The sequence below is a fragment of the Ancylomarina sp. YFZ004 genome (assembly GCF_054254355.1).
In genome coordinates this window covers 165,809-179,623 of the sequence record NZ_JBTCHQ010000002.1, presented here as the reverse complement: position 1 = coordinate 179,623, position 13,815 = coordinate 165,809, and the positions used below count along the sequence as shown (strand labels likewise).

At 36.2% G+C, this 13,815-nt stretch carries 10 protein-coding genes and 1 tRNA gene; 9 read left to right on the top strand and 2 right to left on the bottom strand.

Annotated features, from left to right (window positions below):
• Positions 1–3 precede the first annotated feature (3 nt).
• Both ACXR6G_RS03980 and ACXR6G_RS03975 read right to left on the bottom strand, forming a co-directional pair.
• Positions 4–450, bottom strand: coding sequence for a hypothetical protein (locus ACXR6G_RS03980; protein WP_458360106.1), 447 nt, complete (start codon positions 448–450; stop codon positions 4–6).
• A 437-nt stretch (positions 451–887) separates the two neighbouring features.
• Positions 888–1,334 (bottom strand): hypothetical protein, encoded by a 447-nt coding sequence (locus ACXR6G_RS03975; RefSeq protein WP_458360105.1) that lies wholly within the window; start codon positions 1,332–1,334, stop codon positions 888–890.
• Between the two features lie 238 nt (positions 1,335–1,572).
• Between ACXR6G_RS03975 and ACXR6G_RS03970 the strand changes: the two genes are divergently transcribed.
• The 9 genes from ACXR6G_RS03970 (at position 1,573) to ACXR6G_RS03930 (ending at position 13,757) form a co-directional block, all read left to right on the top strand.
• Positions 1,573–1,644, top strand: a tRNA-Arg gene (locus ACXR6G_RS03970).
• Positions 1,645–2,038: 394 nt separating this feature from the next.
• Positions 2,039–2,542: a MarR family winged helix-turn-helix transcriptional regulator gene (locus tag ACXR6G_RS03965; RefSeq protein ID WP_458360104.1), complete on the top strand. Its 504-nt coding sequence runs from the start codon at positions 2,039–2,041 to the stop codon at positions 2,540–2,542.
• 161 nt (positions 2,543–2,703) lie between these two features.
• Positions 2,704–3,516 (top strand): enoyl-CoA hydratase/isomerase family protein, encoded by an 813-nt coding sequence (locus ACXR6G_RS03960; protein WP_458360103.1) that lies wholly within the window; start codon positions 2,704–2,706, stop codon positions 3,514–3,516.
• Between the two features lie 161 nt (positions 3,517–3,677).
• The gene (locus tag ACXR6G_RS03955; protein ID WP_458360102.1) at positions 3,678–4,556 is read left to right on the top strand and encodes a radical SAM protein; all 879 of its coding nucleotides are present in this window, start codon (positions 3,678–3,680) and stop codon (positions 4,554–4,556) included.
• Between the two features lie 58 nt (positions 4,557–4,614).
• A complete protein-coding gene (locus tag ACXR6G_RS03950) occupies positions 4,615–5,490 on the top strand; it encodes a radical SAM protein (protein WP_458360101.1) in 876 nt (291 codons plus the stop codon).
• A gap of 206 nt (positions 5,491–5,696) precedes the next feature.
• Positions 5,697–6,266, top strand: a complete 570-nt coding sequence (locus ACXR6G_RS03945; RefSeq protein ID WP_458360100.1) for a peroxidase-related enzyme — start codon at positions 5,697–5,699, stop codon at positions 6,264–6,266.
• A 489-nt stretch (positions 6,267–6,755) separates the two neighbouring features.
• Positions 6,756–7,877: a helix-turn-helix domain-containing protein gene (locus ACXR6G_RS03940; protein ID WP_458360099.1), complete on the top strand. Its 1,122-nt coding sequence runs from the start codon at positions 6,756–6,758 to the stop codon at positions 7,875–7,877.
• 110 nt (positions 7,878–7,987) lie between these two features.
• Positions 7,988–10,795, top strand: a complete 2,808-nt coding sequence (locus ACXR6G_RS03935) for a hypothetical protein (RefSeq protein ID WP_458360098.1) — start codon at positions 7,988–7,990, stop codon at positions 10,793–10,795.
• Positions 10,796–10,874: 79 nt separating this feature from the next.
• Positions 10,875–13,757 (top strand): M16 family metallopeptidase, encoded by a 2,883-nt coding sequence (locus ACXR6G_RS03930; protein ID WP_458360097.1) that lies wholly within the window; start codon positions 10,875–10,877, stop codon positions 13,755–13,757.
• Positions 13,758–13,815 lie beyond the last annotated feature (58 nt).

Genomic DNA, 13,815 nt, shown 5'->3' with positions numbered 1-13,815 from the left:
TTTTTAGTTGAATAAATACATTGTTCTCTTTTGGGAATCAGGACGGCCTATAAGGTTTTTTAAGTAATCCTTCGTCTCATTAAGCACTCCATCTCTTTGAATATAAGCCCTGCTTAAAGGCATGGGAACTCCCCATAAGTTACTGAGACTGCAATCTTCATTGTCAACGATCCGAATCAACGTGTGATGATCGCCAATGATGAGGCAATGTTTAAAGCTTTTAGCTTCGACTAAGGCTAGTTTTATATTTTCACGGGAAATTTTGATAATTTCTGCTGCATTCTCATGAGCCATTTGACTAATGCTAATGATTGGTTGTGCTTCGTTCAATGCTTTACCATCGAAATTGATAAAATCAGATAGAAACTCTTTGAGGACAGTGATTTTCGTGTTTTGAGCTTGACACGATAGGCTGCAAGCCATGCTTAGTATGATTATGAATTTCTTCATATATGAGAGAATTATATAAGTGTTTAAACGTAAAAGTGAACAATTATGAGTCGTAATAGTCTGAATTATTAGGTGTTATTACGAATGAATAGTTGAGGCAAAAAAACGTCTCAATTCTTTGTTAAAATTAGAGTGTGAAAAAAAACAAACAAAGGAACCAAGATGTCGGGAATCCGAGAACAAATTTAGATTATTACGAGGATTAAATCTAATTGAAAATGAAATCTTCTTCATGAATTTGTTAGGTGACTTTATCCCTATGCATTTTAAAAGTGAAGCCTTGTAAGCGATTCGTGTTTAATGAAGGTCCTAATATTTTTGGAGGAAATCGAAAGTAACTCAATTTAAAGAGTACTTATGAGTTCTAGAAGTTTGAGCGGAATAGAAGAATATTAAAGAATAAATAAACCTCGATCTGTTAATCGAGGCGTTCAATATTAGTTGAATAAATACATGATCCGAATCTGAGAATCTGGTCTGCCAATTAAATTTTTCAAATAATCTTTTTTCTCATGAAGGACACCAGATTTTTGAATATAACCCTTGCAAAGCGGCATGGAAGCACGCCAAGCTCCACTCGGACTACTATCCTTAAAACTGATAACTCTAACAAGGGTGTGTGCATCAACGCTTATTAAGCAGTATTTATAATTCTTAGCTTCAATTAAAGCAGAACCTATGCTTTCTCGGTTTATTGTAATTGCCTTTTCAGCTTTAATTTGAGCAATTTCGTTAATGCTAATGATGGGTTGTTGACTGTTAATCTGTTTAGCATCAACTGTTATGATGTCGGATAGGAATTGTTTGAGTACAATTGTTTTTGTGTTTTGAGCTTGACTTGATAAGCATGAAAGAACAAGTAGTATGATTATGAATTTTCTCATATGCTTGAAAGTTATTGACTTGTTTAGTTTTGAAATGATCAGGTTTCTGAACACGCCTTTTCTTTATATTCTTTTAAGATATATCAAACATACAAATTTGTTTAATATAATACATGATTATAGGTATGATAAATTTCCTTCTTAATTATTCTTAGATAGGCTATAGTATATTGTATTTTTTCTCTTATTCATTTTTGTTTTGTTAATTAATCAGATTTAAATACTTTTGTCGAGCATTGGCCCCATAGTTCAAGGGATAGAACAAGTGTTTCCTAAACACTAGATGCAGGTTCGAGTCCTGCTGGGGTCACTTATAATCCTCGTGAGTATATACTCACGAGGATTTTTTGTTTTTGATCAAAACATACCTTTAAGCTTTTGTCATTTTAAAGCCAGATGAGTTGATCTGTATAGCCATTGTGTTTATTTTGAAATGGCATCCTTCTCTAAATAAATGTAGATTTACACCCATTTGATTTACTCTTCTATCAAGAACGCTCGTTTAAATGAGTGGGATAAATACCCCTTCATAATCCTATAAAAACAGCTCCTTTATTAGCTTTTATTCACTGTATACACTTACTAATTTACAGATATGTTTTTTTTCGGAATAGAAATTCATAGTTTATTGGCACAATAACAGCCTAAAACTCTAGATTTTGATTCATACTTAAAAATTGATTTGAGTAAGAATCAGAAGATTTTTGAAAAAAAAGATAAAAACACTTGTATGTACAACTAATATATCTATATTTGCAGCAGATAAAGAAACAAACATGACTAAAGAATCTAAGACATTTCACGAATGCTGCCTGTATTTTACAGTCAATTCTCTTGCCAGAAAAATTAATGAAATGGCGGAAGAGGAATTTAAGATAACAGGATTGACTTCTTCTCATGCTTATTTGATGCTCACTTTGCTTGATGAGCCAGGACTGAGTCAGAATGAATTAAGTCAAAAAATGAATCTGAAAGCCTCTACTATGACTCGTTTTATCGACAAGTTAATGCAAAAGCAATTGGTCGAAAGAGTTCAAAAGGGGCGATCGGTTTTTATTTATCCAACCGAAAAGGGAAAAGAACTGAGAGTGTTGATAGAAAGCGCGATGAAAAAAATGTATGAAAGATATTATGAAGTGTTGGATGAGGATTTTTCCAAGAATCTGACTGCAGATATTAACAAAGCAAATATGCTTTTAAAGGATTAGATCCTTTTTTAGTTACACTATAGTTGTATGTACAACCAAATAAATAATGGTTTTATTCATCTGGAAAGAATCCTAATGTATTATATGTGAGAGTATTATTAGATGTAGTGTGCGTAAGTTTTTATAGGAAATAGAGAATAATAAATTTAAATATTAAGAAAATGAGTAAGCTGATTATTACAAAAGACAATGGAGTGGCAAATGTTATTATTAAAAACCCACCAGTAAACGTTTTGACAATCGATTTGATTAACGAAATCAAGGCATTTATCCTTTCCTTAAATGATGATCGCGACACTAAAGTCGTTGTATTTAAATCCTATCATGAGGTGTTTTTCTCGGCTCACCTTGATCTAAATGTTATCTATGGCAAACCAGGCGGGCAAGCTGCTATTATTGAATTCAGTAGTATGCTTAATAGCATCAAAGCGATGAAGCAACTTTCAATTGCTATTGTTGATGGTGTGGCCCGTGGTGGTGGTAATGAATTTGTAATGGCTTGCGACCTGGCTTATGGCACAGAGAATGCTGCATTTGGTCAACCGGAAATAGGAGTTAACATCCCTACAGGAGGTCAGGGTGCTGTACAATTTGCCCGACGAATGGGAAAAAGCAAAGCTCTTCAAGCGCTACTAAAAGGTAACGATTTTACGGCACAAGAAGCTGAGAAACGAAACATCATCACTCAATTTGTGCCTAAAGCAGAAATGGATAATTTCCTTGATCAAACACTATCGGTTATTAGAAACTTGGAAATACGTGATATCGTGATGTATAAAGAAATTATCGCTGCTTCCATTCTGGATGAAGAAGCTGGTGTTGAGATGGAATTGCGATATTTTCTTGAGCGAGCCAAAGAGAAAAAAACGGAGATAATTATCGAAGCATTTTTGAAGCATGGTGGCCAGACAGAACGTGAAGCTACAGACTTACCCGGTTTGTTCGCTGATATTGCAGCAGATCTTTCTAAATGAGCCCTGTAAGTAGTACAGAAACATTTTAAGTTATTGCTAATTTTTGTAATGTGTCTATTTAATAATTAAGCCCAGTAGGGAATGTATTACAAGCCTTACTGAGTTAATATTATCCGGATCAATAAGCTTAGTTAGATATAAAATATAAAAAAAGTATAAAAATGAAATTTGAAGGAACAACCTATAGACCCCCGGTAGAAGCAAACAGTATGTTATTGCAAGTAACAGTCGGCTGTGCTCATAATGAGTGTACGTATTGTAATATGTACGATGATGTTAATTTTCGTGTGATAAATACCGATCAGATAGAGCGAGATCTGCAAGAATCCAGGCAAATGTATCGCAAGATGGAACGTATATTTCTTGTAAATGGCGATGCTTTTGTTTTGAGTGCAAAACAATTGAAAAAAATCGCAGAGTTGATCCATGATTATTTTCCGGAATGCAAAACCATTACCATGTATGCCTCTATTCAAAATATCCAATCAAAAAGTGATGAAGATCTTAAAGAATTGAAAGCTTGTGGAATTAATGATTTGTGGGTTGGTGTAGAATCTGGTTGGAATCAAGTCGTTTTAGATATCAAGAAGGGATATACGGTGGATGAAGCCAAAACTGAACTTGCTCGACTAAATACTGCAGGTATCAATCACATGGCAGGCTTAATGCTTGGTGTGGCAGGAAAAGACAAGGGCTTGGAGAATGCAAAACAAACTGCAGCCTTTTTGAACGAAACTAAACCCAAACTGATTTGGGCAGGTACTTTGGGCTTGTTTGAAGGTACGCCTATGGCTAATGATGCCAAGAATGGTCTGTTTTTACCGGCTTCAGAAATTGAAATTCTTGAGGAAGAAAAAGAACTGATCAGAAGCATCAATTTGGAAAACATACCCTTTTACGGAGTTCATCCTACAAACACGCTTCCGGTTATTGGTGACTTACCAAAAGACAAACAAAAAATGATTGATAAGATAGATCTTGGAATTAGTGAATTAGGTGAGGAGAGACTTTCAGATTCTTTCCAACGAAATTCCTTGTAAAACGATACTAAATAGTGGCGACTTTTAATTCAAAAGTTAAAATTTAAAGAACAACAAAATGAGATATGAAGGCAAGATTTTCCGTCCCCCTCCAGAGGCGGATAGCTTTTTGTTGCAATGTACCATAGGGTGTACCCACAATGAATGCACCTTTTGTGGGATGTACAAAGACCGTAAATACAGGGTGCGCTCCCTGCCTGAGATCATAGGTGATATTAAGATGGCAAAAGTTACCATGGGGCGTCGTCTGTTAAAGGTTTTCTTGTGTGATGGGGACGCCATCTCTCTTGATACTGAGGTACTGCTTGAAATACTATCAGAGTTATATAAGGCGTTTCCCTATCTACGACAAGTCAGCACTTATGTGGGACCACAGAGTACGCTTAGTAAAAGCGTTGATGAGTTAAAGCAATTGCGCGAAGCCGGATTAACAACAACTTATCTTGGTGTAGAATCTGGAGATGATCAAGTTTTGAAAGCTGTTCGTAAAGGTAGCTCTTCTGCAGAAATTCTTAAGGCAGGACAAAATATTGTCGAGTCTGGGATGAGTTTAACAGCGATGGTGATGCTTGGCTTGGGGGGAAAAGGTTCAAATTCACATATTTTGGCAACGGCTGAGATTATTAATAGGATGAAACCTCATCATTTGGGCATTTTAACCACGGTTCCTGTAGAGAAAACCAGCCTTGCAAGGCAAGTGGAAAAGGGTGAATTCAAACTAAAGGATGCCTATGAAACTCTGGAAGAGATGAAAATCCTTTTAGAAAATATGACCCTTGATAACTTGGGAATAGACGGAACCCACAAATCAAATTTTTTGCCCTTGAGAGGCTATTTGCAAAATGACAAACTGAAATTGATAGATCAGGTCGACCTTGCTCTGAAAAACAAAGAAGAAGCTTTGGTTGGAGTACCTTATATTGGACAATTTTAATGTTTTTCTACAAGCGCAGCCATATCGTAATTCATGCAAACAACATTGATCGCAATCAATTTGAGAAGGAATTTAATTTTCTCTATTTCAGCATGGAGCTGAGCTTGCAAAGTCAGTAGAACTGATAGAAGACAAATCGTAGCAGTTGAAAAAGGCAAAACAGTCTTGAAATTATTAACAGTAAATAAATTTAAAAAGAAAAGATCATGACAAATAAAATTAGCAGATTCCCTGTACCAGAGGTTAACGAATTACCAGAAGACATTCAAGCAATTGTAAATGGAATAAAAGAGAAATCAGGCTTTATACCTAATGTAATAATGGCTTTGGCACACCGTCCTGCTGAATTACGTGCATTTTTGGCCTACAATGACGCCTTGATGAACAAAGAAAGTGGTTTGACTGGGGCAGATAAAGAATTGATAATCGTAGTGTTCTCATCTAAAAATGGCTGTTCTTATTGTGTGCAGTCTCATGGTGCATCACATCGTCTACAATCTCAGAATCCGTTTGTTGCTGATCAGGTGGCGGTGAATTATAAGGAAGCTGATATTACAGAAAGAGAAAGAGCAATGCTCGATTTTGCAATGAAAGTCACTTTTGATTCAGCAGGCATTAACGAAAATGATTTCGAACCATTGAGAGCTCATGGGTTTAGCGACGAAGACATTTGGGATATTGCTGGTATTACTGCATTCTTCAACCTATCAAATCGAATGATGAATTTTGCAGCTGTTCGTCCCGATGAACAATTCTATACAATGGGGAGAAGTTAATTTCAAATTACGATGATTAGGTAAGAAAAATCATGCAATGTCCCTCGTTTTTCGAAATGGGGGGCATTTTTTATTATTTGAAAAGACTTTAATTGTTGTTTTAAACGATTAATACCCCTAAACTATCTATTCCCTTATTTAGGAATTACGCAACGACATTTGAGTCGAATAAGAAAGACCCTTTCTGATTAGACAAATGACTTTTCTAAGAAGTGTCATTGTTCTTTTTTATAAAAAAATGATAAGTTAATCTAATAATTAAGGACATTCCGATAAACAGAGTCATGACTCTTCTTGTCTAGATTCTATTGAGGCTACATCGAAAAACCTCCTAAGTATATGCTTAGGAGGATTTTTTTGTTCTAATATTTTAATTTTTCGTTCAGTTCTTATTTCAGGCATATTTTTTGATGAGCTCTAAAAATCAAAAATAGTTGGACTGCTATAAAAGTTCTATTTTTGTGAAATTAAACTTTAAATAAATTACGGGTGATAGAGCTTAATGATCTTTTAGTAACACTATTGAGTACAGTTGAGATGTCGCTGGCATTATCAGTTGGGGTGTTTCTTTTATTTTTGAACAAGAAAAAGAAGAACTCCTTATTGTTCCTTAGTTTTTTCTTAATTGTTTCAGGCCTCTCATCTCTGTCTGATATTTTTGAAACTGTAAATGAGTATATACATAGCCCGTATATGGAATTATTACCATTTGGATTCTTTTCATTACTGCCCAGTTTACTCTATGTTTATTTAGGTGAAATCTCAATTATTAAAAATAATAAAGCAAATTACTATGTCCTTATCCCGGGCTTGATTGAGTTTGTGGTTAATCTTTTTATATACTTTTCATCTTCAGAATTAAGGCAAACACTAGACGATTCAGCTTTATATATGTTATTTGAACTATTAGGGATTTTATATGGCTTTGTCATTATCATACTCACCTTTAAAAAGGTAAGAAAGCACTCGAAGTTATTGAAGAATCAATATAGTTCTATAGAACGTCGTGAGCTAAATTGGGTGTTAGTTGCTATTACCTCAGTCATTATATATTTCATTTTATCCATTATAATTGCAATATTCTCTACTGATTTTATAGATGATTTATTAGGATCTGTATTTGGAATTTCACTCGTTTATTGGACTTCTTATCATGGCTTGTTACAACAGTCATCTAAGGATTTAATTCTTGAAAAAGATCCATCTTTAAAGTCAACAAACAAGGTCGATGTTGATTGTTCTCAATCAGAAAAAGAACAAGAAAAGTACATGCAAGTTTTAGGAAAGGTAGACACGCTATTACAAACTGAAGAGTTGTATCTAAATCCAGAATTGACCATCGTGCAGATTTCTGAAAAGATAGAAGAACACCCTCGTTTGGTATCAACAGTGATCAATAAATTGAGCCAACAAAACTTCAATTCTTATATCAACAAATTCCGTGTTGAGAAAGCTAAATCCATGTTATTAGCAGGTAAAACCTCTCAGTTGAATATCGAAGGCGTTGGATTAGAAGCAGGATTTAAAAGTAATAGTGCGTTTTACACTGCTTTTAAGAAGTTTCAGGAAATCACGCCTTTACAATTTCTTCAAAATTCGGAATGTCAATAATTCCTAGCAATTTCCGAAATCAGAAGCCTTAAAATACATCTAGAAACTGGTTTTCTAATTTTAATTTTCTCCTTTGCAGGCTTAAACTTAAAATTAGATAAATCAATCATATGAATAGAATTAAATTATTGGCGACAATCGCCTTTGTATGTCTTTTTACACATATAAATTTTGGGCAGGGGAGTGTAAGTGGAAATCCAGCTTCGGAGAAATGGATGCAAATAAATACCGATACAGTAAGGGTTATTTTTCCCGATTATATGTCGGTTAAAGCGCAAAGAGTTTCTGACTATGTGCACCATCTTGCTGCGAACAACACAGAATCATTAGGCGGTAAGGTTCGAAAGATAAGTATCGTTTTACAAGCCAATACAAGTGCACCTAATGGTTACGTATCAGTTGCTCCGTATAAGAGTGAGTTTTATTGCACCAACCCACAAGATCCATACATGGTAGGTGGCGACGATTTTATCGATGTGCTTTCGATTCACGAATACCGCCATGCGCTTCAGTATGCGAATACCAAGCAGGGTTTAGCAAGTGTCCTGTATCTTTTTCAAGGCGAGCAAGGCTGGGGCTTGATTACAAATTTCACGGTACCTGATTGGTTTTTCGAAGGTGATGCTGTTGTTAATGAAACAGCTTTAAGCAATGGTGGTCGAGGCCGACTATCGGCTTTTCAGCAGAATAACCATGCCAACTGGAATGCAGATAAGAATTTCAAATATAAGCATATCAGAATGGGATCGTATAAGAATATGATGCCTAATCACTACGAGTATGGTTACTTGCTTTGTTCATATTTGCGCGACCAATATGGCAACGATATTTGGGCAAAAGTGTTGAAAAATACCATGAGAATGCGACGCTTGATTTACCCATTTTCTAATTCCTTAAGAATGCATACGGGTATGTCTACTCGCCAATTGTATGAGAAAGCATATGCGCATTATCACGATGAATACAAGAAGCAAATTTCTGAAATGGTGATTCTTGAAGGTGAAAAAATCAGCCAGACAGCTAAGGATATCACCAACTATACTTTCCCAACTTATTCTGGTGACGATTTGTATGTTCTGAAATCTTCATACAGCAGTATCCCTGAGATTATAAAAGTATCTCCAGAAGGTGACGAAATAGCTATTTGTCATCCGTCGAATACTGCCAATAGCGGTTTCTCTGTGGCAAATGGCATGTTCGCATGGTCAGAATCGACACCACATCCTCGATGGGCTAATTACAACTATTCGGACATTGTTGTATACGATATGGCTTCGGGTAAGAAGAGAAAGATTACTAAGAATGCGAAGTTCTTCTCACCACAACTGTCTAAGGATGGGAAGCAAATTGCGGTGGTTGAATTTACAAAAGAACAAAACTGCGTATTGGTTATTCTAGATGCTGAAACGGGTCGTGAAATTAAGCGATTAGCGAATAAGGATAACGATTACTTGATGTATCCAAAGTGGATTAACGAAAATGAAATTATTTGCTCAGGTCGAAAGAAAGGTAAATTCAATGTGACTGTTTTCGATATTAAGCAAAATTCTGAAAAGCTTGTTTGGGGACCAAAGAATCAAGTTATAACTGATATTGAAGTGGCTAATGGGAATTATTATTTCTCGGCGACTTTCTCTGGTATCGACAATATCTATAGCCTAAATCCGATTGATAAGAGTATTAAGCAAATCAGTTCGGTACCAGTGGGTGCTTTTTGGCCTACTTTATCTAAGGATGGTAAAAACTTGGTGTACTCGAATGTAAAGGCTGATGGATCTGAGTTAAGAATGATAGCTCTCAATCAAGCTTTGAATAAGGAAATTGAGATCAAAGAGCTTCACGAAATGACCATGTTCGATAGTGAAGCGATTAAGTCGGAGGGTGGAAGCATTATTGAATCGGCCGAGCACCGTGATGATGAACTTAAGAAGTATAATAGATTGGGACATTTAGTGAAAGTGCACTCGTGGGGCATACAGGCTTCGAATACGGAGTATGGCTTAAATGTAAAATCGGATAATGACTTAAACACTTTGGGTGCTGCAGCGGCATATACCTACAATACGAACGAAAAATCGCATGCTCTAAATGCGAATTTAACTTATGCAGGTTTTTGGGTGAAGCAAGTGGCTTCATTCTCTATGACTAATGATAGAGATTACGGTCACTTTACTAAAGAAGAGTTTGATGAAAAAGAGGGGGATTTCTCTTTGGTCTTACCACTTAATTTATCGTCAGGCATCTATTACAGAAATTTGACTTTGGCTTCTGGCGTTTCAGGACATCAGATTAAGTTCAAAAAACAGAATATAGGTTTAAAGGACTATTCTTTTGCTGATTATTCATTTGCCTTGAGTTTTTACAATTTAAGACGCTCCTCGTATAAAAATGTTGGTACACGTTGGGGACAAAGCTTGGCAATTAGTTACAACAAGTCATTTGAGAAGAATAAGGCTGAAGAGTTTAAAGCAAACGTGAGATTTTTCTTACCAGGTCTGATGAAAAATCATAATCTTGAATTAGCTTCTAATTACAAATGGAAAGGTACGGCTTATGCCTATACCGATACTTATGAATATGCTAGAGGTTATTCAACACCAGGTTATAAAAAGATATTGAGTTTTACGGCTGATTACAACCTTCCAGTAGCTTATCCTGAGTTTGGTATCAATGGTGTTTTCTATACGAATCGAATTGCTGCTAAGTTCTTTGCTGATTATAATATCACTGATTTCGATCGTTCAATCACGAAGAAAGAATACGCTTCTGTTGGATTTGAATCTCTGTTTGATGTCCTATTGGGGAATATGATTAATGCGAAGATTGGATTTCGCCAATCCTTCCTTTTGAATAAGGACTACGACAGGTCGAAAACTGGAGATTCTAAGTTCGAAATGGTTTTTAGAATGGCACTTTAAACAGATGTGAATTCGAGCACTCGATCATAAAAATCGGAGTGCTTGTATTTTTACCACGATATAAAAAAATAACAACCCGATGAAACAAAGACGATTTTACACCCTGTTGATAACGGCTTTTATGCTCTTATCAGCCAATCTGCTAAATGCGCAGAAAAGTGCCATTAAGCAATTGAAGTTGGACAATGGTTTAACGATTATTTTGAACGAAGATCACAGCAAGAAAGAGGTGTTTGGTATGCTTGTGGTAAAAGCAGGAGCGAAGAACGACCCCAAAGATGCCACAGGTATGGCGCATTATCAGGAGCATATGTTGTTTAAAGGAACAACGGAGCTTGGAACTAGCGATTGGGAAAAGGAGAAACCGCATATCGACCGTATTATTGCGCTTTACGATAAATTGGGAGCGACCAAGGACGATAGTTTGCGTTTAAAAATCCAAAAAGAGATTAATGTCGAATCGATAGAAGCGGGTAAATATTCAATTCTGAATGAAACCAGTTCTCTGATCAATCAGATGGGTGGAACTAATATGAATGCCGGTACCGGTTGGGATCAAACGGTTTTTTACAATGCATTCCCTCCAAACCAAATAGAACGATGGGCATCACTTTACAGCCACCGATTTATGAATCCTGTGTTTAGAGCTTTTCAGTCGGAATTGGAGACCGTTTACGAAGAAAAGAACATGTATCAGGATAACTTCATTACAAGTTTACTCGATGCATTTAATAAGAATTTCTACAAACAACATCCATACGGTCAGCAAACTATTATTGGAACGACTGAGAACTTAAAGAACCCATCATTAACTAAGATGTACGAGTTTTTCAAGACTTACTATGTGGCCAACAATATGGCTTTAGTTTTAATAGGTGATTTCGATACCGAAACCGTTTTACCCATGCTGAAAGAAAAGTTCGGACAATGGAAAAGTGGAGAACTACCGAAGCAAGAGCAGTATGTTGAGGCAGCTTTTGAGGGGCGCGAGGAAGTGACAGGGAAATATAGCCCAATAAAAATGGCAATGCTAGGTTTTAGAACGGTTCCAGAGGGGCATGTTGATGAATTGCCATTGAACTTGTTCAATAAACTTATTTATAACGAAAAAGAAACTGGAAGCTTAAATAAATTGGCTCAAAATGGCAAAGTAATGGCTGTTGAGGCTATTTCAATGCACTATCAAGATTATGGTGCTGACATCTTTTTGGTTATCCCTAAATTGATAGGACAAAAGATGCGTACAGCAGAGAATTTAGCCCTAAAGGCAATACAGACAGTGCGCGATGGTGACTTCGACGAGGCTGCTTTGCAGCAGGCTAAGAAGGAAATGTATGTTTCATTTCAACTGGAGATGGAAGATCCTGAAGTGAAAGCTAATTCTATTGCTCAATTGTTCTTGTTGAATAAAGAGATGGGCGATTTGGAAGCTTATCCAGCTCGAATCAATGCCATTACAAAAGCTGATATTTTAAGAGTTGCAAAAAAATATTACGGTGATAATTACCTGGCTTTCTATTCGAAAATGGGATCACCTAAAAAGGAAAAATTGAGCAAGCCTCAGTACGATCCTATCGAAAACAACACCAATGCGGTATCGAGTTTTGCAAAGAAATTTCAAGACATTGCCGAACTAGAAGTGAAACCTGATTTTGTCGATTTTGAAGAGGATATTGAAAGCTTAAGCCTAGGAGAAGGTCTTAATTTATATTGCGCTAAAAATTCCAAAAACGATATTTATACATCGACATTGGTTTTTAAGGTAGGGAACTTAAAAATAAAAGAGATTGATTTGGTGGTAGCCCTTATGAACAGAGCTGGTACTACCGATATGAGTCGTGACGATTTGCAAACCGAATTTGCTAAGATTGGATGTACCTACGAATTTTCTAGCGACAGCGAGCGGGTGAGTCTTACAATTTCAGGTCTTGAAAAAGATTTGGATCGTGCCTATCAACTTATTGGTAAGCTTACGGCATCGCCTCAAATTAAGGAAAAGGATTTAGAAATAGCAATGGATGATATCATATCAGAACGTAAATACGAACGTGAAGATCCAGCAGGAGTTGCACAGGCTCTTGTGGGACAGGTGATGTACGGCGACAAGTCGAGCACTATTCATCGTATGCGCAAAAAGGATATCAAGCATTTCGAAATTGCTGAATTCAATCGCATTTGGTCAGAAGTGTTTGCTTACGAGTGCGACATCCATTATACAGGAAGCTCAAATGGCAATCAGGTTAAAGAGATGATTGCAAAGCATATTAAATTTACAGCCAAGCCAACAAAAGCAGATCAATCGGGGCGCATTCAGGTAAAAGATTATCAGGAAAACTTAATCTATTTTGTGAATCGTAAGGATGCCATTCAATCTAATATTTACTTCTTAGCTAATGGTAAGCCTTTCACAAAAGAGGAGGTGCCTGCTCAGGAAGCTTTCAATAGCTATTTCGGAGGTGGTTTCTCTGGTTTGGTATTACAGGAGATTCGTGAATACCGTTCATTGGCTTATTCGGCTGGAGCTTGGTATGTTTCGCCAAATCATGCCGGTTTAAATAACTATTTCATTGGGATGATCGGGACTCAGGCCGACAAAACACTGGATGCTATGCAGGTGTTTTACGATCTTAAAAAAGATATGCCCGAGAAGCCAGAACGTATGAGTTTTATTCAACCCTATTTGGCACAAACTTGTATTACGGCTCGTCCCACATTTAGAAATCTTACATTTAGCATAGCTAGTTGGAAAGAGATGGGATACGATGCCGATCCTTCGATTTTAATTGATCAAAAAGCAAAGACGATCACTTTCGATGATATCTCAAATTTCTATAAGAAGAACATTAAAGACCAAGCTATTGTTACAATGATAGTAGGTGATAAATCGAAGATAGATTTGAAAAAGCTTGCTGAATATGGTAAGATTAAATTTATTAAAGAGAAAGATTTATACACGAAATAAAGATCTATCGATTTAAGTTTTAGAAAGAAGACCTCCCAAACTCCTGTTTGGGAGGTTT

Excerpts from the sequence above, each read along its gene's own strand:
- ACXR6G_RS03935 (WP_458360098.1), top strand. The coding sequence starts at position 7,988 with ATGAATAGAATTAAATTATTGGCGACAATCGCCTTTGTATGTCTTTTT.
- ACXR6G_RS03930 (WP_458360097.1), top strand. The coding sequence starts at position 10,875 with ATGAAACAAAGACGATTTTACACCCTGTTGATAACGGCTTTTATGCTC.
- ACXR6G_RS03960 (WP_458360103.1), top strand. The coding sequence starts at position 2,704 with ATGAGTAAGCTGATTATTACAAAAGACAATGGAGTGGCAAATGTTATT.
- ACXR6G_RS03945 (WP_458360100.1), top strand. The coding sequence starts at position 5,697 with ATGACAAATAAAATTAGCAGATTCCCTGTACCAGAGGTTAACGAATTA.
- ACXR6G_RS03950 (WP_458360101.1), top strand. The coding sequence starts at position 4,615 with ATGAGATATGAAGGCAAGATTTTCCGTCCCCCTCCAGAGGCGGATAGC.
- ACXR6G_RS03975 (WP_458360105.1), bottom strand. The coding sequence starts at position 1,334 with ATGAGAAAATTCATAATCATACTACTTGTTCTTTCATGCTTATCAAGT.
- ACXR6G_RS03955 (WP_458360102.1), top strand. The coding sequence starts at position 3,678 with ATGAAATTTGAAGGAACAACCTATAGACCCCCGGTAGAAGCAAACAGT.
- ACXR6G_RS03980 (WP_458360106.1), bottom strand. The coding sequence starts at position 450 with ATGAAGAAATTCATAATCATACTAAGCATGGCTTGCAGCCTATCGTGT.